This is a genomic window from Halorubrum salsamenti, assembly GCF_007671685.1.
GTDB classification, from domain to species: Archaea; Halobacteriota; Halobacteria; order Halobacteriales; family Haloferacaceae; genus Halorubrum; species Halorubrum salsamenti.
This window is the reverse complement of record NZ_VCNL01000004.1, coordinates 370,450-392,308: the sequence shown is the minus strand read 5'-3', so window position 1 is coordinate 392,308 and position 21,859 is coordinate 370,450. Positions and strand designations below refer to the sequence as shown.

The 21,859-nt window shown below is 69.2% G+C and carries 19 protein-coding genes; 14 read left to right on the top strand and 5 right to left on the bottom strand.

The features are described 5' to 3' along the window. Positions 1-11 precede the first annotated feature (11 nt). The 7 genes from FGL94_RS13280 (at position 12) to FGL94_RS13250 (ending at position 5,631) form a co-directional block, all read left to right on the top strand. Entirely contained in the window at positions 12-383 is a 372-nt protein-coding gene (locus FGL94_RS13280; RefSeq protein WP_144926111.1) for a rhodanese-like domain-containing protein, read from the top strand. Between the two features lie 67 nt (positions 384-450). Next, positions 451-1,005, top strand: coding sequence for a Holliday junction resolvase Hjc (gene hjc / locus FGL94_RS13275; RefSeq protein ID WP_144926108.1), 555 nt, complete (start codon positions 451-453; stop codon positions 1,003-1,005). A 73-nt stretch (positions 1,006-1,078) separates the two neighbouring features. Beyond that, the gene (rio1, locus tag FGL94_RS13270; protein ID WP_144926105.1) at positions 1,079-2,077 is read left to right on the top strand and encodes a serine/threonine-protein kinase Rio1; all 999 of its coding nucleotides are present in this window, start codon (positions 1,079-1,081) and stop codon (positions 2,075-2,077) included. Between the two features lie 103 nt (positions 2,078-2,180). Then, the gene (locus FGL94_RS13265) at positions 2,181-2,723 is read left to right on the top strand and encodes a KH domain-containing protein (RefSeq protein WP_008444741.1); all 543 of its coding nucleotides are present in this window, start codon (positions 2,181-2,183) and stop codon (positions 2,721-2,723) included. A 234-nt stretch (positions 2,724-2,957) separates the two neighbouring features. Further along, positions 2,958-4,358, top strand: coding sequence for a phosphoglucomutase/phosphomannomutase family protein (locus tag FGL94_RS13260; RefSeq protein WP_144926102.1), 1,401 nt, complete (start codon positions 2,958-2,960; stop codon positions 4,356-4,358). 141 nt (positions 4,359-4,499) lie between these two features. After that, on the top strand, positions 4,500-4,826 hold the full coding sequence (locus FGL94_RS13255; protein WP_144926100.1) for a hypothetical protein: 327 nt from the start codon (positions 4,500-4,502) through the stop codon (positions 4,824-4,826). Between the two features lie 61 nt (positions 4,827-4,887). Next, positions 4,888-5,631: a DNA polymerase sliding clamp gene (locus FGL94_RS13250; RefSeq protein WP_144926097.1), complete on the top strand. Its 744-nt coding sequence runs from the start codon at positions 4,888-4,890 to the stop codon at positions 5,629-5,631. Positions 5,632-5,685: 54 nt separating this feature from the next. On the opposite strand, the gene FGL94_RS13245 is transcribed toward FGL94_RS13250, so the two are convergent. Next, a complete protein-coding gene (locus tag FGL94_RS13245) occupies positions 5,686-7,554 on the bottom strand; it encodes a sensor histidine kinase (RefSeq protein ID WP_144926094.1) in 1,869 nt (622 codons plus the stop codon). A 143-nt stretch (positions 7,555-7,697) separates the two neighbouring features. Next, a complete protein-coding gene (locus tag FGL94_RS13240) occupies positions 7,698-8,291 on the bottom strand; it encodes a DUF7474 family protein (protein WP_144926091.1) in 594 nt (197 codons plus the stop codon). Positions 8,292-8,421: 130 nt separating this feature from the next. Here FGL94_RS13240 and mdh point away from each other — a divergent pair, with 130 nt between their 5' ends. Together mdh and FGL94_RS13230 are read left to right on the top strand one after the other, a co-directional pair. After that, a complete protein-coding gene (gene mdh, locus FGL94_RS13235; RefSeq protein ID WP_144926088.1) occupies positions 8,422-9,336 on the top strand; it encodes a malate dehydrogenase in 915 nt (304 codons plus the stop codon). A 445-nt stretch (positions 9,337-9,781) separates the two neighbouring features. Beyond that, a complete protein-coding gene (locus FGL94_RS13230) occupies positions 9,782-10,054 on the top strand; it encodes a glutaredoxin family protein (RefSeq protein ID WP_144926086.1) in 273 nt (90 codons plus the stop codon). A 45-nt stretch (positions 10,055-10,099) separates the two neighbouring features. Here the strand turns inward: FGL94_RS13230 and FGL94_RS13225 are convergent, their stop codons facing one another. Next, complete coding sequence (locus FGL94_RS13225) at positions 10,100-11,812, bottom strand: HVO_2922 family protein (RefSeq protein ID WP_144926083.1); 1,713 nt, start codon at positions 11,810-11,812, stop codon at positions 10,100-10,102. A 111-nt stretch (positions 11,813-11,923) separates the two neighbouring features. Between FGL94_RS13225 and FGL94_RS13220 the strand changes: the two genes are divergently transcribed. Both FGL94_RS13220 and ligA read left to right on the top strand, forming a co-directional pair. Continuing rightward, positions 11,924-13,099, top strand: coding sequence for a metal-dependent hydrolase family protein (locus tag FGL94_RS13220; RefSeq protein ID WP_186313413.1), 1,176 nt, complete (start codon positions 11,924-11,926; stop codon positions 13,097-13,099). A gap of 288 nt (positions 13,100-13,387) precedes the next feature. After that, positions 13,388-15,553, top strand: a complete 2,166-nt coding sequence (ligA, locus tag FGL94_RS13215; RefSeq protein WP_144926080.1) for an NAD-dependent DNA ligase LigA — start codon at positions 13,388-13,390, stop codon at positions 15,551-15,553. A 54-nt stretch (positions 15,554-15,607) separates the two neighbouring features. Here ligA and FGL94_RS13210 read toward each other — a convergent pair whose 3' ends face one another. Continuing rightward, positions 15,608-17,023, bottom strand: coding sequence for a GntP family permease (locus tag FGL94_RS13210; RefSeq protein ID WP_144926077.1), 1,416 nt, complete (start codon positions 17,021-17,023; stop codon positions 15,608-15,610). A gap of 244 nt (positions 17,024-17,267) precedes the next feature. Between FGL94_RS13210 and FGL94_RS13205 the strand changes: the two genes are divergently transcribed. Then, a complete protein-coding gene (locus FGL94_RS13205) occupies positions 17,268-18,308 on the top strand; it encodes an ABC transporter ATP-binding protein (protein WP_144926075.1) in 1,041 nt (346 codons plus the stop codon). Further along, positions 18,305-19,135: an ABC transporter permease gene (locus FGL94_RS13200; RefSeq protein WP_144926072.1), complete on the top strand. Its 831-nt coding sequence runs from the start codon at positions 18,305-18,307 to the stop codon at positions 19,133-19,135. Before FGL94_RS13205 ends, FGL94_RS13200 begins: the two co-directional genes overlap by 4 nt. Positions 19,136-19,169: 34 nt before the next feature. Here the strand turns inward: FGL94_RS13200 and FGL94_RS13195 are convergent, their stop codons facing one another. Continuing rightward, positions 19,170-20,474, bottom strand: a complete 1,305-nt coding sequence (locus FGL94_RS13195) for an O-acetylhomoserine aminocarboxypropyltransferase/cysteine synthase family protein (protein ID WP_144926069.1) — start codon at positions 20,472-20,474, stop codon at positions 19,170-19,172. Between the two features lie 144 nt (positions 20,475-20,618). Here FGL94_RS13195 and FGL94_RS13190 point away from each other — a divergent pair, with 144 nt between their 5' ends. Continuing rightward, positions 20,619-21,848, top strand: coding sequence for an SPFH domain-containing protein (locus FGL94_RS13190; protein ID WP_144926066.1), 1,230 nt, complete (start codon positions 20,619-20,621; stop codon positions 21,846-21,848). Positions 21,849-21,859: the final 11 nt, after the last annotated feature.

The following is a 21,859-nucleotide window of genomic DNA, read 5'->3' as shown; positions in this document are numbered from 1 at the left end:
ATCTCCCGGTGATGAGCCGCATCCTCCCCGACGAACTGGCCGACCGCCTCGGGACCGACGACGAGCCCTTCCTGCTGGACATCCGGCCCGCATCGGAGTACGAGCGCGGCGCGATCGACGCGAGCCGAAACGTCCCCGTATACGACGACCTCCGCGCCGGTGACGAGGCGAGCCTCCGGCGTCGGATCGACGAGATCCCCGACGACAGGGAGGTCGTCACCGTCTGTAAGATGGGACTCGTCGCCAAGCGCGCGACTCGGGTGCTCGACGACGCGGGATACGAGGCGTCGACGCTTGCGGGTGGTATGAGCGGGTGGAACGGGTACGAGCGGGGATCGCTCGGGTACAAGATCCGGTCGGTGTGGTGGCGGCTTCGCGGGTGACGGAGTCGGCCCGCGACCCGCCGGGCTTTTGACCGGCTCGCGTCTACGACGCTCATGACCGAACCGGGTGACGACGACCGTGTCCGCTAACCGGAAGGGCGACCGCCGCGAGCGGGAGCTGGTGAACGCCCTCGACGAGGCGGGGTTCGCCGTGATGCGCGCCCCGGCCAGCGGCGCCGCGACGGAGCGGGAGCTCCCCGACGTGCTCGCGGGCGACGGAGAGACGTTCTACGCGATCGAGGCGAAGTCGAGCGCGGGCGACCCGATCTACCTCACCGGCGAGGAGGTGGAGGCGCTGCTGTTCTTCGCGCGGAACTTCGGCGCGAAGGCGCGGATCGCGGTGCGGTTCGACCGCGAGGACTGGTACTTCTTCCATCCCGGCGACCTCTACACCACCGACGCCGGGTCGTATCGCGTGAAGAAGGGGACGGCGCTCGCGGAGGGGACCGACTTCCCGGAGTTCGTCGGCGAGACCGAGAAGGTGACGCTCGGCGAGCTCGGCGCCGACGGCGATGGAGACGGCGGAGACGAAACCGACCCCGAGACGGAGGAGCGCCGGGAGATTCTGGAGGTGGTTCGGGACGGCCACATGCCGGTCGAGGACGCGCTCGACGTGTTGTGACCGTCTCGAAGGCGGAGCCGACGTGGCGCCGGACCCCCTCGCTTATCCCTCGCGGCCTCGAACGTCGAGGCGAATGAGCGAGGAGTTCGTCCTGCTTGAACCCGAAGATCAGCCCGGCGACGAGTGGGAACAGCTGGACGTCTCCGACACGGAGGCGGACCGGATCGCCCGCCGACAGGACCGGGAGTTCGACGAGTTCCGCAAGCGGATCAAAGACACCGAGCAGTTCAAACTGCAGGAGTCGGTGTTCGACGACGCGACGCTGGCGGCCATCTACAAGCTCGTGCAGGACGGCTACGTCGACGCCTTCGGCGGGCCGGTCTCGACCGGGAAGGAGGCGAGCGTCTTCGAGGCGCTCGGCGGGCAGGCGGGCGAGCGGCCGGAACCGGGATCGGCCGCGGCGGGCGGCGGACCCGAGGGCGTCACGCCCGAGCGCGAGGTCGCGGTGAAGGTGTACCGGATCAACTCCTCGAACTTCCGGCACATGCGCGAGTACCTGGAGGGCGACCCGCGGTTCGAGGGGATCGCGAGCGACAAGAAGGCGGTCGTGTTGGCGTGGACCCGCAAGGAGTTCGCGAACCTCGAACGCGCTCGGAAGGCCGGCGTGCGGGTGCCCGAACCCATCGCGGTCCAGCGGAACGTCCTCGTGATGGAACTGGTCGGGCACGCGGAGGACCGGGCGCGGCGGCTGAACGAGGTCGACGTCGAGAACCCCGAGACCGCCTACGAGGTCGTCCGCGAGTACATGCGCCGGCTCTACCGCGCCGGGCTGATCCACGGCGACCTCTCGGAGTACAACATGATCATCCACGAGGGCGAGCTGGTGATCATCGACATGGGACAGGCGGTGACGGTGCACCACCCGAACGCCGGGGAGTTCCTCGACCGCGACTGCGAGAACGTGGCGACGTTTTTCACCCGGCAAGGGATCGACGTCGACCCCGACGACCTCTACGAGTACGTGACGGAGCCGGAACCGGAGCCGAGCGGGGAGCCGGAATCGGGAGGGGAGTCGGAATCGGACGGGGAGTCGGAATCGGACGGGGAGTCGGGCGGCGAGTCGAGCGAGTAGATCGCGGTGATATCGTCCTCAAGCGGCCGAAGACTACCGTCACGCTGCCACATACCGCTCGCGGCGGAACACGCTTAAAAGGCTCCGCCGGGTAGTTCGTCGTATGCAACACGTGACGGTTCCGCAGGACCGGATCGGCGTCGTCATCGGCGCCGGCGGCGAGACGATGCGGGAGATCGAGGAGCGGGCGAACGTGCGGCTCGACATCGACTCGGAGTCGGGCAGCGTCGCCATCGAGGAGCGCGACGACCCGGTCGCCGCGATGGTGGCGCCGGACATTATCAAAGCGATCGGGCGAGGGTTCAAGCCGGAGACCGCGCTGTCGATCCTCGACCACGACCTCCGGACGCTCGACCTGATCGACCTCTCCGAGCACACCCGAAACGACAACGACCTCCAGCGCAAGAAGGGCCGGATCATCGGCGAGAACGGTCGGACGCGGGAGCTGTTGGAGGAGCTGTCGGGCGCGAACGTCGTCGTCTACGGGTCGACCGTGGGCGCCGTCGGCCAGCCCGAGGAGCTGGAAGTGGTCCGCCGAGCGGTCGGGATGCTGTTGGACGGGGCCCCCCACGGCGCGGTGTACTCGTACTTAGAGCGGATGTCGAACGAACTCGACGACGACGTGAGCTTCAACGCACCGCAGTAGGCGAGCGGACCTCTCGGTGTCGGCGTTGCCGCCGCTGTCGTCGTTCGGTGGCGACCCCCAGCCGATCGGGTATCAATGGTTGTCGACGGATCGTCGGCGGACACTTCCAAGGCCACGGCCCGCGCGGGCCCGCGCCACCGCGATTCATTTATAAATACCCCCACCGGCCGTTCGTTCCTGCAACGTTCGCGACCGGCACCGGGCATTATTGTCCCTGCGGCCGACCGGTGGGATATGGACCAGATTGCCTTCGGCACGGACGGTTGGCGGGCCACTCTCGACACCTTCACCGACGAGCGCGTGCGGATCGTTGGACAGGCGATCGCCGACCACCTCGCGGCGGCGGGCCACGACGATCCGGTCGCGGTCGGCTACGACGCCCGCGAGACCTCGGAGGGGTTCGCCGAGAGCCTCGCCGAGGTGCTCGCCGGCAACGGCTTCGACGTACTCCTCCCCGAGCGCGACGCGCCGACGCCCGTGATCGCGTACGCCATCGTCGACCGCGGGCTCGCCGGTGCCTGCATGGTCACCGCCTCGCACAACCCGCCCGAGTACAACGGCGTGAAGTTCATCCCGGACGACGGCGCGCCCGCGCTCCCGGGTGTCACGGAGGACATCGTCGACCGCCTCGCGGAGCCCGACCTCCTCCCCGAGGCCGAGCGCGGCGAGGTCTCTCGCGTCGACCTCGTGAGCGACCACGCCGACGCGGCCCGCGAGGTCGTCGGCGCCGCGACCGGGGGCGACGGGGTCGACCTCGACGGTCTCACGGTCGCGTACGACGCGATGCACGGGAGCGGGCGCGGCGTCACCGACGCGCTCCTCGAATCCGCGGGGGCAGAGGTCGTCCGCCTGCGCTGCGAGCGCGACGTGACGTTCGGCGGGGGCTCCCCCGAGCCGTCGGCCGAGCACCTCGAAGCGCTGGCCGCCCGCGTGACGGATCCCGACAGTGACGTGGACCTGGGGATCGCAAACGACGGGGACGCCGACCGGATCGCGGTCGTCACGCCCGAGCGCGGCGTGCTCAACGCGAACCTCTTCTACGCCGCCTGCTACGACCGACTTCTCGAGCACGACTCCGGGCCCGCCGTCAGAACCGTCTCCACGACGTTCCTCGTCGACCGCATCGCGGAGGCGCACGGAGAGCCGGTGTACGAGACCCCGGTCGGCTTCAAGTGGGTCGCCGAGGCGATGGGGAAACGCGACGCGCTGTTCGGCGGCGAGGAGTCGGGCGGGTTCACCCTCCGCGGCCACGTCCGCGAGAAGGACGGCGTGTTGATGGCGCTGCTCGCCGCGGGAACCCACGCCGCGGAGCCGTTCGACGACCGGGTGGACCGCCTGCTCGACGAACACGGGGCGATCGCCTCCGGGAGGGTGTCGCTCGACTGCCCCGACGATCGGAAGGCGGGCGTCCTCGACGAACTCGAAGAGCACATCCCCGAGTCGGTCGCCGGCCACGGCGTCGCGAAGGTGGTCACCCTCGACGGGTTCAAGCTCCTCTTAGAGAACGGCTCGTGGCTGCTCGTCCGCCCCTCGGGCACCGAACCGAAGCTCCGGGTGTACGCCGAGGCCGACGGTGACGAGGCGGTCGACGACCTCCTCGCCGAGGGCCGCGAGATCGTCGAGCCGCTGATCTGAGCACTCCTGGCTCGCCTCCCGACGCCCGCGATCGCCACCGGCCCTCGACGACTTTCAGTTCCGCCTTGCATTCGGCTCGAATACTTATGAATTAACGCCGTATCGTCGTGTGCGGCCAGCGAGTCGGTCGCAGTTGGTTCCATGCACGACGAGACCCCGGCACCTCCGACGCCGAACGACCGGATCGACGAACCGAACGCGAACTGCGGACCGGCCCCCTCCCGACGCGGTCGGGGATTCGATCGAGACGGGTCCGACCGAGACGGGTCCGACCGAGCCGACGACCGCCCCCGCGACGGGGTCGATCCCCCCGGAGAGACGGGAGGCGATCGGTCGGAACGCGACCGGTCCGAGACCGATGAGGACTGCGACTCCGCCCCGGTCGAATACCGGCTCGAACGCCTCCGACTACTGCGAACCGTCGTCACGCTGGCAGTCGTCATCGCCCGGCTGATCCGGTCGGTTTGAGCGTTTCCGTGCCGGTCCGATCGGGTGCCTTTTTAGGTGATACCGCCCTAGCCGAACGTATATGTTCAAGGCCATCGTGGGCGCGTCAACGCTACAGGACGCGCTCGATTCGGTGAGCGTGTTGGTCGACGAGTGTAAGATCCGCCTGAACGAAGAGGAGCTCTCCATCCGGGCCGTCGACCCCGCCAACGTGGGTATGGTCGATCTCACCCTCGAAGCCGCCGCGTTCGAGTCCTACGAGGCCGACGGCGGCGTCATCGGCGTCAACCTCGCCCGCCTCGAAGACATCGCCGGCATGGCCAACTCCGGCGACCTGATCCACCTCGAACTCGACGAGGAGACCCGCAAGCTCCACATCGAGATCGACGGGCTCTCGTACACGCTCGCGCTCATCGACCCCGACTCCATCCGACAGGAGCCGGACATCCCCGACCTCGATCTCGCCTCCGAGATCGTCGTCGAGGGCGCCCAGATCGACCGCGGGATCACGGCCGCCGACATGGTCTCGGACCACATCCGCCTCCGCGTCGACGAGACCGACGAGGCGTTCTTCATCGAGGCGGAGGGCGACACCGACGACGTCGACCTGCGGCTCGCCCGCGAGGACCTCATCGCGCTCACCGCCGGCCCCGCCGACTCGCTGTTCAGCCTCGACTACCTCAAGGACATGAACAAGGCGATCCCCTCCGACGCCGAGGTCACCATCGAGCTCGGCGAGGAGTTCCCCGTCAAGCTCCACTACGGGTTCGCCGAGGGGCTCGGGCACGTGACATTCATGCTAGCACCTCGCATCCAAAGCGACTGAATCGGTCGATTTCGCTGTTTTGTGAATTGTCGAAGTTCCAACTTTTCCCCCGATTCACGCCTCGTCCACGACAGGGATCGACACCGTCACGCGCGTCCCGCGCGGCTCGCGGTCGGCGTAGTCGACCTCGGCGCCGATCGCCGCGGCGCCCCACTCGACGACCCAGAGCCCGAGCCCCGAGCCGTGTTCGAGCGCGGTCTCGCGTCCGGACTCGACCGCCTCGACCTCGTGATCGGGGATGCCGGGGCCGTCGTCCTCGACGACAAGGACGAATCGGGCGGCGTCGTTACTCGCGTCATCTGGACCGCCTCCGTCGTTCTCCCGCCGGAGCGACGCCCGAACCCACGCTTCCCCGTCCTCCCGCTCGCCCCCCTCGCCGTCGTGGTGGTCGAGCGCGTTCTCCACGGTGTTCTCGACGATCGCCCGGAGCGCGTCCTCCCTGACGCGCGTGGTCCAGCCGCCGTCGTCGAGGTCCTCCACGACCGACTCGACGGTCGCGTCGGGGTCGCGCTCGCGCGCGTCGGCGACCGCGGACGCGACGACCTCGTCGACGGCGACGACGCTCGCGTCCCCGTCGGAGACGAGCCGTTCGACGGTGCCGGCCTTCTCGCCGAGCGCGGCCAGCGCGCCCGCGCGGCGCTCGATCGCGTCGGCCATCCGGACCAGTTCGGCGTCCTCGAGGCGGTCGCGGAGGATCTCGCCGTACCCGCGAACGACCCCGGCGTCGTTGCGGAGGTTGTGGCGCAGGATTCGGTTGAGCACCTCCAGCTGCTGTCGGCGGCGTTCGCGCTCAGTGATGTCCGAGAGGACGACCGTGTATCCGACGTGAGTGCCGTTGGGATCGGTCAGCCGCGAGGTCGACACCGCGTAGGTGCGCCGGCCGGTTCCGGCCGCGGAGTCGATCTCGACCGCCTCGCGGGAGGCCCCGCCGTCGGGTTCGGCACCGTCGGCGGCGGAAGGAGCCTCGGTGTCGCCGTCGGGGTCGATTTCGTCGGCGACGTCCCTGTCGGGGTCGCCCCCGAAGTCACTCCCGACGCGAGCCGGCAGGTCGAGAAACTCGGCGAGCGGGCGGTCGCGAGCGGTCTCGGCGTCGACGCCCAGGACCGTCTCGGCGGCGGGGTTGAGCCGGACGACCCGGCGGTCGAGGCCGAGCGCGACGATGGGGTCCGTCAGGTCGTCGATCGCGGTGCGCTCGGCCGCGCGGCTGGTCGTCGGATTGCGGTCGAACATCTCCGCGCGGTCGAACGCGTAGGCGTCGAGGAGGACGTGCGGGACGAACATGATCGGCGCGAGCTGGAGCTGCGGGACGGGGCCGAGCGCGAGCGCCCACGCGACGATCGCGAACCCCGGCGGAAGCGGACTCAGCGCGACGGCGGCGCTCTCTCGGCGGTAGAGCGGGCCGTAACTGAGCAGGGTGTCGACCAGGAGGAAGACGGCGCTGGCGACGAGCACGCTCTCCACGGCGACGGTCAGGTACGCCCACGGACCGAACGCGTACGAGACGGTCTCGACGCCGAAGGCGGGATCGCTCTCCAACCCGGACCAGAACGCGCCGTGGACCGGGTTCGTGACCAGCAGGGCCGTCGAGAGGAGCCCGAAGCCGACGACCGACGCGAACAGCCGGCTCCGGACCACGTCGCTCCGGCCCGTGTACTCCAGCGCGAAGCCGAGAAACGCCACCCCGGTCCAGACGATCCCCAGCCACGTCGCCGCCTCCAACAGGTACCGGAGCGTGGGATCGCCGACGAGCAGCCCGATCCCGTAGGAGAGACACCACGTCGCCTGCGCGGCGAACACGCCGAGGAACCAGTCGACGCCGGGGCGACCGAGCCGCTCGCGGATCGCCCACGCGAGCCAGATCGCCCCCGCCCCGCCGGCGAGAGAGCCGAGGGCGGGCCACGCGGGGACGAGGTCGAAGAGCATCTGTCGTTACGAGGGAGACGCGGATCGTAAAGGTACCGTGCGACTGCGGCTCGCTCAGTCCGCCGACCGCCCGAACGCGACCGCCACGGGAACGAGAATCAGGGCGCCGATCAGGAACGGCGACGCGACGGCGGCGGCTCCGATTATATATGCCGCTCGATGACGCGTTTCGCGGCCTGTCCCTTCTCCTTCCAGCCGTACCCCTCGTCGTACACGTGGCGCTTGGCGTCGACGAGCTCCTCGGGCGTCGACTCCTCGAAGCCGCCGCGGTCCCACGCGCCGGACTCGCGGAGCCACTCGATCACGTTTTCACGGGTCTCGGGCCACGAGAGCCCCACCATCTCGTACCACGCCACCATCGCGAAGACGGCGTTATCGTGACAGCCGGGGACTGAGCCGTGTTCGTAGACGGTCCGCATCGGATCGCGGGTGGGCTCGGAGACGCGCTCCTTGAACTCCGCCGCCGTGAGCAGTCGGAGCCGGTCGCCGTCCTCGACGACGCGCTGCTCGCGTTCCAAGGCGCCGAGCGCGGCCTTGTGGAGGCCGCCCCACTCTCCGTGGACCGCCTCGCGGAGCGTGGACTCGGCCATCCCGTCCGGCTCGGCGGTGAGGACGGTGAGGAGGTCCGTGTACGCCTTCTCGATGGTCGGCCAGCTCACGCCCTCGAAGTCGCAGTCGGCGTCGTGGAGGCTGTTGGTCGTCCGGCAGCCGGGACACGGGTAGCGGAACGTCGGCACTGAGTGGGTGTGTGCGGCCGCCAGAGTTAGTGTTTTCGCGACGGCTCGGCGAGATCGACAACGAAATTGGCACGGACGTTTGTGAGGTTCCGAAACGTTTACTCGCCGCCCGACCGCGACTTCACACGGCATGACAAAAGTGAGCGTCATCGGTGCGGCGGGGACCGTCGGGGCCGCGGCCGGGTACAACCTCGCGCTGCGGGACGTGGTCGACGAACTCGTCTTCGTCGACATCCCGGACCAGCGCGAGACGACGATCGGGCAGGCGGCCGACGCGAACCACGGCGTCGCCTACGACTCGAACACGACCGTCCGGCAGGGCGAGTACGAGGACACCGCCGGCTCGGACGTGGTCGTGATCACGGCCGGTATCCCGCGTAAGGAGGGCCAGACCCGGATCGACCTGGCGGGCGACAACGCGCCGATCATGGAGGACATCGGCTCGTCGCTGGCCGAGCACAACGACGACTTCGTCACCGTCACCACCTCGAACCCGGTGGACCTGCTGAACCGTCACCTGTACGAGGCGGGCGACCGCGACCGCCACAAGGTGGTCGGCTTCGGCGGGCGGCTCGACTCGGCGCGCTTCCGCTACGTCCTCTCGCAGCGCTTCGACGCGCCCGTGAAGAACGTCGAGGCGACGATCCTCGGCGAGCACGGCGACGCGCAGGCCCCCGTCTTCTCGAAGGTGCGCGTGAACGGCCGCGACCCGAGCTTCGACGCCGACGAGAAGGAGCAGATCCTCGCGGACCTCCAGGAGTCCGCGATGGACGTGATCAGCCGGAAGGGCGCCACGCAGTGGGGGCCCGCGACCGGCGTCGCGCACACCGTCGAGGCGGTCCTGAACGACACCGGCGAGGTGCTCCCCTGCTCGGTCGTGCTCGACGGCGAGTTCGGCTACGAGGACACCGCGCTCGGCGTCCCCGCGAAGCTCGGCTCGAACGGCGTCGAGGAGGTCGTCGAGTGGGACCTCGACGAGTACGAGTCGGAGCTGCTCGACGAGGCCGCCGAGAAGCTCTCCGAGCAGTACGAGACGATCGCTTAAAAGGCGAACCGCGCTCTCCGGTCGTCGACCGCGACGCGAACTCAATCCCCGATTTTCTTGCGACGGTAGCCGGAGTCTGCGATAGTGATACGTGATCGCTTATAAAGAACGACGCGGTGGCGCGCGCCTCCGAGCGCCCAGAGGGCGCGAGTAGCGCGTGCGAGGTCGCCGGCGGCGAAGCCGCCGGCTGCCAGAGGGACCTTCGGTCCCTCGCTGGAGTCGGCCACCCGAAGCAACGCGGAGGGTGGCCGACGAGGCTGGGGAGGCGTGAGGCGCGGTTGCGGTGCCGTGCGGGCTGCCCCTTTGGAAGTGTTCACAGCCGCTCCGTCAGCAACCATTTATAAGCGATCGACTGGGGCTTTGGAGGCCTTCACTGCACCACCAGCATCAACCACAGACCCGACCGATCGAAAGCGACTCGTCGCCACCGACCGAACGCCGACGTATGAGCGAGACGGACGCCTCGGAGACCGTCCCCGTCACGGTGTACACCCGCGAGGACTGTTCGCTGTGCGAGGTCGCCCGCGAGACCATCGAGGAGGTCGCCGAGGGCCTCGACGTGGCGATCGACCTCGACATGGTCGACGTCGACGAGGACCCCGAACTGGCCGAGGAGTACGGCGAGCGCGTCCCCTACGTGCTCGTCAATGGCCACCCCGCGTTCAAGTACGAGGTCGACGAGCGGGAGCTCCGCCTGAAGCTCTTGGCGGAGTCCTGATCGACTACTTAAAAAGCAAAAACACCGACCGCCGATTCCGCCGGCTTACTCTCCCGCCTCGACCGTCTCCGCCGCCGCGCCGGGGGCGTTCCGCTTCACCGACGTGACCCCCTCGACCGCGTTCGACCGGGAGGCGTATCCCTGTCCGGAGTCGGCGACGATGTTGCCGTTGCGGTGGCGGAGCCGCCAGCGCCACTCGCCGCCGGCGTCCTCGTAAATCTCGAAGGCGGCGTTGCCGACCTCTAACACGTCGGCGTCGGGTGCGTACTCGCGGACGCGTCCGATCGCGTCCCGCGCGTTCGGCTCGGAGGCGTACCCCTCGCCGGAGTCCGCGATGATGTTGCCGTTGCGGTGGCGGAGCCGCCAGCGGTACTCCTCGGCCGCGTCCTCGTAGAGTTCGAAGGTCGCGTTGGGGCTCCCGTCTGCGTCGCCGCTCACGCCGTCGTCGCCGACCGCTTCGAGACCCGCCTCGGCGGCGTTCGACCGCACGCTGTCGAGCCCCTGACGGGCCTTCGACCGGGAGGAGTACCCCTCGCCGGAGTCGGCGAGTACGTTTCCGTTCTCGTGGATGAGCCGCCAGCGCCACTCGCCGGCCGCGTCCCGAAACATCTCGAAGGCGGTCGGGTCGACCTGGAGGTAGTCCGCGGCGGCGGCGTGCTCGCGGACCCGTCCGAGCGCGCGCTTCGCGTTCGACTTGGAGGCGTACCCCTCGCCGGAGTCCGAGATGACGTTCCCGTTGTCGTGGCGGAGCCGCCAGCGCCACTCGCCGCCCGCGTCCTCGAACAGCTCGAAGGTCCCCCTGCTCGCGATCTCCTCGTCCTCGCTCGGCACGGCCACGTCCGGGTCCGCGGCGTCTGCGGGTTCCGGGCCGTCGTCGTCGGCGATCGCCTCGGCCTCCGCGACCGGGGTCTCGATCCGGAGGATCCCGGCACCGAGCGCGTTCCGCCTGACGCTGTGGAGCCCCTGCTGGGCCTTACCGCGGCTGCTGTACCCCTGTCCGGCGGTCGCGATGACGTTGCCGTTGCGGTGGCGGAGCCGCCAGCGCGGCTTGCCACCCGCGTCCTCGAACAGCTCGAATCGCGCCTTGCTCTCGCGCAGCGCCGCGGTCTCCGCGCGGGCCGCTTCGAGCTCCGAATCGGCGGTCGCGAGCTCCTCTCGGGTCGCCTTCAGATCTTCACGGGTCGACTCCAGACCCTCGCGGGTCGACGCCAGATTCTCGCGGGCCGTCTCCAGCTCCTCCCGAGTCGCTTCCAGTTCCGCGCTGGTCTCGTCGCGCTCGGTGGTCGCGGCCGCCGCTTCGCTCTGCATCCGCTCGTAATCCTCGCGGACCGGGTCGGACAGGAGCGGGACGACCGTCCCAGCGAGCCCGATGAGTACGAGCCCGACTCCGTACACGGCGATCACGGCCGGGTCGCCGGAGGCGGTGAACCAGCCGTCGGGGAAGATGTTCACGAACCAGACCACGCCGAGGACGCTGACCGTCGTCCCGAGGTATCCGATGAACGTTCCCGCCCGCCGTAGCGGGAAGCGGATCACCGCGCCGAGCATGACGAACGGCGGGGCTAACGCCGCGAGCGCGTAGGCGATCCCGCGCGTCGTCGTCGCCGACTCCGTGAGGGAGAACAGGACGACGCCGGCCAGCCCGAGTAGCACGCCGAACCCGAACAGCCAGAACCCGTTCACCTCGTCGTCGGTCGTCGGGGTCCCGATGCGTCGCTCGTACAGCCCGCCGGACGGGTCGTGATCAGCATTTTCCATGTGTATGTATCACAACCCACCCGGATATGTGTGTGGGTCCGTGACACGAACCACCCCGCGTCGACTTCCTAGACCCGAGCGTTTACGGGACGAACGCTCCCTCGTGAGGGCATGCACGTGCTTCGAGGCGGACGAGTGGCCGACGCCGGCGGGACCCGCGAGGCCGACGTCGCGGTCGCGGACGGCGAGATCGTCGCGGTCGGGCCGGACGCGGTCGAGGCGGTCGGGGGCGAGGCCGCGGTCGACGCCGAGACCGACGCGAGCGGGTCGGTCGTCGCGCCCGGCCTGATCGACGCGCACGTCCACGTCATGATGGACGGGCGGCCCGACGTGGCCACCGCGGTCTCCGACAGCGACTACACCGCGAGCTACCGGGCGGCCGGGAACCTCCGAGACGCCCTCGAAGCGGGCGTCACGACGGTCCGCGATCTGGGGAGCCGCGGGACGCTCGCGCTCGACGCGGGCGAGGCGGTCGCCGCCGGCGACATCGACGGCCCGCGCGTCCTCGCGTGCGGCCGCAACGTGATCATGACCGGCGGCCACGGCAACTGGTTCGGCCGCGAGGCCGACGGCCCGGCCGAGGTCCGGAAGGCGGCCCGCGAGCAGCTGAAGGCGGGCGCGGACGTGCTCAAGTGCATGGCGACCGGCGGCGTCCTCACCGAGGGCGCGGTGACCGGCGCCCCGGAGCTGACGCCCGCGGAGCTCGCCGCCTTCACCGACGCCGCCGCGCCGACCGACACGCCCACCGCCGCCCACGCCCACGGCGAGGAGGGGATCAAGAACGCGGTCGAGGCCGGGGTTTCGAGCGTCGAACACGGCACCTTCATGGACCGCGAGGCCGCCGAGCTGATGGCCGAGCGCGGGACCTACTGGGTCCCGACCGCGAGCGCGCTCCGCGGCATCGTCGATCACGGCGTCGAGGCCGGGATCCCCGAGGACGCCGTCGCGAAGGGCGAGGACGCCGCCGACCGCTTCGACGACGCGTGGGACCACGCGCTGGAGGCCGGCGTGTCGATCGCGATGGGCACCGACGCCGGCACCCCCTTCAACTTCTTCGGGGACATCCCGCGGGAGCTCGAGTACATGGTCGACTACGGGCTCTCGCCCGAGGGCGCGCTGGAGGCGGCCACCGTCAACGCCGCCGACCTGCTCGGACTTGACGACGTGGGCCGAATCGAGGAGGGGTACCGGGCCGACCTCGTCGTCCTCGACGCCGACCCCACAGAGGACGTGACCGCGTGGCAGGACCCCGAGGCGGTGTTCGCCGCGGGCGAGCGGGTGGAATAGGCGAATACGGTCCGTTCGGGTTTATAAAGGGCCGAGTGGCGTCGCAGTCGGGTACTTATAACTGAACGCCGATTCTGCGGTGAACGCTTCGAAAGCTCAGCCGCTCGCTTATAAACGACTAGTCGTGGCGCGACTCCCTCGCGCGTGCGACTCGCGCCCTGTCGGGCGCTCGCCGGCACGCGCCAGCCGTGTCATCCACCGTAACAGTCGGGTTTAATCGGAGCGCAACGGACAGGGACCCGAATACGAACGGTCGCTTTTAACCCGAGCCGACGCAAGGATCGGTCGATGACGAGCGCGCACTCCGGGTCGTCGCCCCGGTACGCGGACCCGGACGAGAACCCCTACGTGGAGTCGCCGCCGACCGACTTCGAGCCGGTCGCGTCGCTCTCCGAAGCGGAGGCCGCCGAGCAGGCGTCGCTGCTCCGGGCGGCGATTCGCGAGCACGACCACCGGTACTACGTGGAGGCCGACCCCCTGATCGCCGACGAGACGTACGACCGGCTGTTCGCCCGGCTGCGGGAGCTCGAAGACGCGTTCGATATCCCGACCGGGAACTCCCCCACTCGCCGCGTCGGCGGCGAGCCGCTCGACGGGCTGGAGACGGTCGAACACGTCGCGCCGATGCGCTCCATCGACAACGCGACCGAGGCGGAGGCGGTCCGCGAGTTCGACGGGCGCGTCCGGCGGGGGCTCGACGCCGAGGGGCTCGACCCGGACGCGGTCGCGTACGTCTGCGAGCCGAAGTTCGACGGGCTCTCGGTCGAGGTGGTCTACGAGGACGGCGAGTACGTCCGCGCCGCCACCCGCGGCGACGGGACCGAGGGCGACGACGTGACCGAGCAGGTCCGGACGATCCGGTCCGTCCCCGGGAAGCTCCGCGGCGACCCGCCGAGCCGGCTCGCGGTCCGCGGCGAGGCCTACATGCCCCGCGACGCGTTCGCGGCGTACAACGAGGAGCTGATGGAGCGCGGCGAGGAGCCGTTCGCGAACCCCCGCAACGCCGCCGCCGGTACCCTCCGTCAGCTCGATCCGTCGGTCGTCGCGGAGCGCCCCCTCGAGATCTTCTTCTTCGACGTGTTGGGGTGGGAGACCGGCGACGGAGATGCCGAAGCCGACGATGACACCCCCGAGCGTCCAGACACCCACTGGGCGGAGTTCGACGCGTTCGACGAGTTCGGGCTCCGGCGCACCGATCGGGTCGAGCGCGTCGACGACATCGAGGGCGCGCTCGACTACCGCGACCGGCTCATGGCCGACCGCGAGGACCTGAATTTCGCGATCGACGGGGTCGTGATATCCGTCGACGACCGCGCGCACCGCGAGGCGCTCGGGTCGACGTCGCGGGCGCCGCGGTGGGCGTTCGCGTACAAGTTCCCGCCCCGCACCGCGACGACGACCGTGGAAGGCGTCACGGTGCAGGTGGGCCGTACGGGTCGGCTCACCCCCGTCGCCGAGCTGGAGCCGGTCGACGTGGGCGGCGTCACCGTCTCGCGCGCGACCCTGCACAACCCCGCCGAGATCGAGGCGCTCGGCGTGAACGTCGGCGACCGCGTGCGGATCTACCGCGCGGGCGACGTGATCCCCTACGTCCCCGAGGTGGTCGAGAAGCGCTCCGAGGGGACGTACGCCTTCCCCGAGACGTGTCCGATATGTGACGCCCCGGTCGAACGCGACGGGCCGCTCGCGTTCTGTACGGGTGGTCTGGGCTGTCCGGCGCAGCTGGAACGGGCGATCGAACACTGGGCGCGCCGGGACGCGCTCGACGTCGAGGGGTTGGGTCCCGAGCGCGTCGAGCAGCTCCGGGAGGCGGATCTGGTCGAGTCGCTGCCGGACCTGTACGACCTCACCGTCGACGACCTCGCCGCGTTGGAGGGATGGGGCGAGACCAGCGCCGAGAACCTGATCGCGGAGCTGGACGCGACCCGCGACCCGCCGCTCGACGACTTCCTCGCCGGACTCGGGATCCCCGACGTGGGCGCGACGACGGCCCGGGCGCTGGCGGCGCACTTCGGCGACCTCGATTCCGTCCTCGACGCCGACGAGGCGGAGCTCCGCGCCGTCGACGACGTGGGTCCGGAGGTGGCCGAATCGATCCGGACGTTCCTCGACAACGAGGAGAACCGGGCCGCGATCGAGGGGCTCCGCGAGCGCGGGGTCGACCCCGAGCCCGTCGCGGTCGAGACGGGCGACGCGCTCGACGGGCTGACGTTCGTGTTCACCGGGTCGCTGTCGACGACCCGGAGCGAGGCGCAGTCGCACGTGGAGGCTCACGGCGCCGACGCCACGTCGAGCGTCTCGGGCAACACCGACTACCTCGTCGCCGGCGAGAACCCCGGGCGGTCGAAGCGCGCCGACGCTGACGCCGAGGGCGTGCCCGTCGTCGACGAGGACGGGTTCGCCGACCTCCTCGCTGAGCGCGGGGTCGCGTGGCCGCCCGAGGACGACGAGTAGCGACGGAGCGGTCGCTGACGGGGGTATTAAAAAAAGAAACCCGCCTGACCGGGTTCAGACGAGCGGGAAGATCGTGGAGACGATCAGCACGGTCACGAGCCCCGTTATCGAGATGATCGTCGTGAGGGCGGTCCAGGTCTGCAGCGTTTCCCGCTTGGTGAGCCCCCCGATCTCGCTGACGAGCCAGAAGCCGGAGTCGTTGAACCACGAGAAGATGTTCCCGCCGGCGCCGATGACCATCACGAGGTAGGCCGGGTGGACGGTCAACTGTCCGGTGAGCGGCGCCATAATCCCGGCTGCGGTCAGCATCGCGGCCGTGGCCGACCCCTGAGCGATGCGGACGATCGCGGCGATGAGCCAGGCCGTGATGAGCAGCCCGATCCCCACTTCCTGAAGCGCGTTGGCCAGGTAGTCACCGATTCCGGAGGCGGCGAGCAGCGCGCCGAACGCTCCGCCGGCCGCCGTGATCGCGGCGATGTTCCCGCCGCTTTTCAGGGCCTCGGTGAGCTCGTCGCTCCACTCGCTCCGGCCCATCGTATCGTAACGGTAGAACGTGTACGCGGCGGCGAGCGCAGCGATGGTCAGCGCGACGTTCTTGTTCCCGAGGAAGGCGGTGACCGGCTGCAGCGAGGCCAGGGCCGGAACGACTTCCTGGAACGTGTTGACGAACGTCGCGGACGCGATCAGCAGGACCGCCAGCAGGATCGGCGCCAGCGACTCGAGCACTCCCGGGAGTTCGCTGGTCGGCCGGTCGGCGACCTCCTGCAGTTCCTCCGTCGACGTCGCCATCGTGTCCCGCAGCGGGATGTCGAGCCGGCTGTTGATCCAGCGACCGTAGACGAGCCCGGACATGACTGCCGCCGGGATGGCGGTCACTAATCCGACAACGATCGTCGTCCCCAGGTTGCTCCCGACCTGGTCGGCGACCGCGAGCGGGCCGGGCGTGGGCGGAACGAACACGTGCGTCGTCGCGGCTCCCGCGCCGACGACGACGATGAACAGCGTGTAGTCACGACCGACACGCGCCCGCATCGAGCGCGCGAGCGGCGCCATCAGGTAGAACACGCTGTCGAAGAACACCGGAATCGCGAGTACCGAACTGCTTCCGAGCAGGGCTACGTCGGAGTTGCTCTCGCCGAGCACGTTCTGGAACCCGCGGACGACCCGTTGGGCCGCGCCGCTCTCCAGCATACCCTTCCCGATGACCGCGGCCATGAGGATCGGTATCCCGATCCCCGCCATCCCGTTGCCGAACGCCGTCGCGACCTGACTGCCGGCGTCGGCGGCGGTGAAGTCAGCGACGAAGATCGTGTTTACCACGCCGACCAGGAACGCCGAGATGATCAGCCCGATGAACGCCGGGAGGTCCAACCACACGAGCAGCGCGATGACAATTATCAGACCAATTATAAATGTTAGTAGTGGACTATGCGTGAATTGAACAGTTTCTTGGAGCGGTATCGGGAGCATCCCGCTCGATATGCTAAGGATAAACAATTAAAATCTTCGATGGCGGGAAATAGTTTCTGTGTCTATCGATCGTTCACATTTCGAAACACGTATGGATTCTATCGATTCGCAGATACTGGGATCTGAATAATGATAATTTATTTAACATATATTTTTTATTTCTACTGAACAATCAGTTTCGAACCCCTACAGTGGCGCGTCGCGACCCGCAACCCTTTATCCGGGGACGCGGAAACGGGGCGGTATGACCGCCATCGAACTGCGGGGCGTGACGAAGGAGTTCGCCGATGTCACGGCCGTTCGCGGCCTCGATCTCGCCGTCGAAGAGGGGGAGGTGTACGGCTTCCTCGGTCCGAACGGCGCCGGCAAGTCGACGACCATCGACATGGTGCTCGACTTGGTCCGGCCCACCGAGGGGACGGTGCGCGTGCTCGGCCGGGACGCCACGGCCGACGGCGTCGCGATCCGCAAGCGGACCGGTGTGCTCCCCGACGGCTTCGCGGTGTACGACCGGCTCTCGGGGCGGCAACACGTCGAGTTCGCGGTCCGATCGAAGGAGGCGGACGACGACCCGGACGCCCTCCTCGATCGCGTGGGCCTCCTCAACGACGCCGACCGCAAGGCCGGTGGCTACTCGAAGGGGATGCGCCAGCGGCTCGCGCTCGCGATGGCGCTCGCGGACGACCCCGATTTGCTCATCCTCGACGAGCCCTCTTCCGGGCTGGACCCGGCGGGGGCGAAGGAGATGCGCGAGATCGTCCGGACCGAGGCCGACCGCGGCGCCACGGTCTTCTTCTCCTCGCACATCCTCGAACAGGTCGAGGCCGTCTGCGACCGCGTCGGCATCCTCCGCGAGGGGGAGCTCGTCGCCGAGGACTCCGTGGAGGGGCTCCGCGAGGCCGTCGGCGGCGAGGAGACGCTGGAGATCGCGATCGCCGGCGGCGACGCGGACGGCGCGAGCGACTCGGCCGTCGAGGCGGTCCGCGACCTCGACGGCGTGAGTCGCGTCGATCGCGACGGCGACACGCTCGTCGTGAGCTGCGCCGACGGCGCGAAGACGCGGGTTATCGGCGCCTTGGAGGACGGCGGGATCACCGTCGACGACTTCCACACCCGCGAGGCGTCGCTCGAAGACCTCTTCTTGGCGTATACCGAGGGCGACGCGCCGGGTGAGGGCGGTGAGGACGTAGACGGCGGGAACGCCGCCGAGGGAACCGACACCGCCGACACCGCCGACACTGCCGACACCGCCGACGCAGTTGACGACGAGGAGGTGAGCCGATGAGCCTCCCCGCTATCGCAGAGAAGGACTTCCAGGACACGGTGCGGTCCCGCGGGATGTTGGTCCTCGTGGCGCTGTTCTCGCTGCTCGTCGCCGTCTTCGCGTACGTCTTCGCGCCGCCGGGTCAGCAGTTCGCGACGGAGTTCCTGTTGAGCGCCGCCGTCGGTCCCTTCCTGGTGACGACGCTCGTTCCGCTCGTGGGCGTCGTCGTCGGGTACAACGCCGTCAGCGGCGAGCGCGAGTCCGGATCGCTGAAACTGCTCCTGTCGCTACCGCATTCGCGGGCGGACGTGGTCTTCGGGAAGGTGGTCGGGCGGGGCGCCGCGCTGTCGCTCGCGGTGTTCTCCGGTTTCCTCCTCCCGGCGCTCGTGTTGCTCGCGCTCTCTCAGCTCGGATACATCCAGGCGTTCAACGTCGGCTCGTACCTCGGGTACACGGTCTTCGCCGCGGTCCTCGGCGTCGTCTTCGTCGCGATCGCGGTCGGCTGCTCGGCGGCGGCGACGACGCAGCGACAGGCGCTGATCGGGGGCGTCGCGATCTACGTCCTGTTCGTGATGCTGTGGGGTGCGGTCACCGGCCAGTTCCTCGGCGCCGCGGCCGACGCGGGGCTGATCGACCCCCTGCCGGTCTCCCGACAGCAGATCAGCGTGTTCCTCCAGGTCGCGAACCCGATAACCGGGGTCGAGCTGCTGTCCAACGCGTTCCTCGGCGATCAGCTGTTCTCGGGCGAAGCCGTCAACCAGCAGATCTCGGCGGTGTCGATGCTCGTGTTCTGGACGATTGCGCCGCCGCTGGCCGGGCTCTGGAAGTTCGACGCCGACGACCTGTAGGCTCGACGGCGACTCCGAAGAGTCGGAATCCGGCCTACGCCGACGCGCGTTCGATCGCCGCTTCGAGGTCGGCGACGATGTCGGCGGGGTCCTCGATACCGACCGAGAGCCGCACCATGTCGCCGGTGACGCCGGCGGACTCCTGTTCCGCCTCGGTCAACTGCTGGTGGGTCGTCGACGCCGGGTGGATGACGAGCGTCTTCGCGTCGCCGACGTTCGCGAGCAGGGAGGCGAGATCCGCGTTCTCGACGGTTCCCTTCGCGGCCTCGTAGCCGCCCTCCAGCCCGAAGGTGATCATGCCGCCGTAGCCGCCCTCCAGGTACTCGCTGGCCTCCTCGTGGGTCTCGTGGCTCTCCAGACCCGGGTAGTTCACCCACGCCACGTCGTCGTGCTCGTCGAGGTACTCCGCGACGATCCCGGCGTTCTCGCAGTGGCGGTCCATCCGCAGCGGGAGCGACTCCGTCTGCTGGAGGGTGTTCCACGCGTCGAACGGCGACTGCTGGTCGCCCAGGTCGCGCAGTCCGCGGGTAGTCGCCGCGAACGTGAACGCCGCGTCGCCGAACGCTTCGACGAAGTTGATCCCGTGGTACGCGGGGTTGTCCTGTGCGATCTCGGGGTACTTCTCGGCGTGGTCGCTCCACGGGAACGAGCCGCCGTCGACGAGGACGCCGCCGACGGTGGTGCCGTTGCCGGTGAGCCACTTCGTCGTCGACTCCCAGACGAGGTCCGCCCCGTGGTCGAGCGGGCGGCACAGATAGGGGGTCGCGAACGTGTTGTCGACGAACAGCGGGACGCCGTGCTCGTGGGCGATGTCGGCGATCCGCTCGATGTCGGGCGTGACCAAGGCCGGGTTCCCGATGGTTTCGAGGTGGACGTACGCGGTGTCTTCATCGATCGCGTCGGCGTACCCCTCGTAATCGAGCGGGTCGACGAACCGCGTCGAGATCCCGCGGCGCTCGACCGAGTGCGTGAGGTAGGTGTAGGTGCCGCCGTACAGAGCGGACGAGGAGACGACGTTGTCGCCCGCGGACGCGAGCATGAACGTCGCGAGATCGAACGCCGCCATCCCCGAGGAGGTGGCGACCGCGCCCACGCCGTTTTCGAGCGAGGCGATCCGCTCTTCGAGGGCGGCGTTCGTCGGGTTCATGATCCGCGAGTAGACGTTGCCCGCCTCCTCCAACCCGAACAGCCGGGCGGCGTGGTCGGCGTCCTCGAACTCGTAGGAGGTCGTCTGGTAGATGGGCGTGGCGCGGGCTCCGGTCGCCGGATCCGGGTCCGACCCCGCGTGGACGCTTCGCGTGCGGAACTCGTGGTCGACGTCGTCCTCGTCGGCTGGCATACCTCTGCGTGCGCTCGCCGACCGCTTAAAGCCGCCCGGACGTCGCGGACGTTTCCGGTATCTCGGAGGCGACGCTCGGTGATTTTCCGACGCGTGCGGGACCCTCGTGACAACCGTTAACAGCGTTGGCCCGTAAGATCGGCTATGGGAACCCAAGGTCCGCGCGGCGATACCTTCGAGCTGGAGGACGCGATGGGCGGCATCCCGGACTCCGTCTGGCAGTACACCGCGCTCGCGGGCGCGCTCCTCGTCGGCTTCGCCCTCCTCAGCCAGAGCCTCGTCTTCGGCGTCGCGGCGCTCGCGGTGTTGGTGGCGGCGGTCACGGTCGTCAGCGCGGTCGAGATCGTCGACGCCTACGACAAGGAGGCGCTCACCGTGTTCGGCGAGTTCCGGAAGCTGCTCGAACCCGGCGTCCACCTCATCCCGCCGTTCGTCTCCCGCACGTACGCGTTCGACATGCGGACCCAGACGATCGACGTGCCGAGCCAGTCGGCGATCACGCGGGACAACTCGCCGGTCACCGCGGACGCGGTCGTCTACATCAAGGTGATGGACGCCAAGAAGGCGTTCTTAGAGGTCGACGACTACAAGAACGCCGTCTCGAACCTCGCGCAGACCACGCTCCGCGCCGTCCTCGGCGACATGGAACTCGACGACACGCTGTCCCGGCGCGACCAGATCAACGACCGCATCAACGAGGAGCTGGACGAGCCGACCGACGAGTGGGGGATCCGCGTCGAAGCGGTCGAGGTCCGCGAGGTGAGCCCCTCCCAAGAGGTCCAGCGCGCGATGGAGCAGCAGACCGGCGCCGAGCGCCGCCGCCGCGCGATGATCCTCGAAGCGCAGGGGGAACGCCGCTCCGCGATCGAGCAGGCGGAGGGTGACAAACAGTCGAACATCATCCGCGCGCAGGGGGAAAAGCAGTCCCAGATCCTCGAAGCGCAGGGGGACGCGATCTCGACGGTCCTCCGCGCCCGCTCGGCCGAGTCGATGGGCGAGCGCGCCATCATCGAGCGGGGGATGGAGACCCTCGAAGAGATCGGCAAAGGCGAGTCCACCACGTTCGTGCTCCCGCAGGAGCTCACCAGCCTCGTCGGCCGCTACGGCAAGGCGCTGTCCGGCTCCGACGTCCAACAGATGGAGGGGTTAGAGAGCAAGGAGTTCGACGAGGAGACGGAGAAGATGCTCGGTCTCGAGGACATCGAGAGCGCGCTCGAACAGCTCGACACGGTGGCCGACAGCGACCTGCGGACCGACGAGACGCGCGACGCGGACGCGGCCCGCGACGTCGACCTCGCCCGTCAGGAGGGGGAGACCCGCGAGGCCGACCGCGACATCGAACTGGAGGCGGAAAGCGAGCGGCCGAGCGACTGAGCGCTGACCCT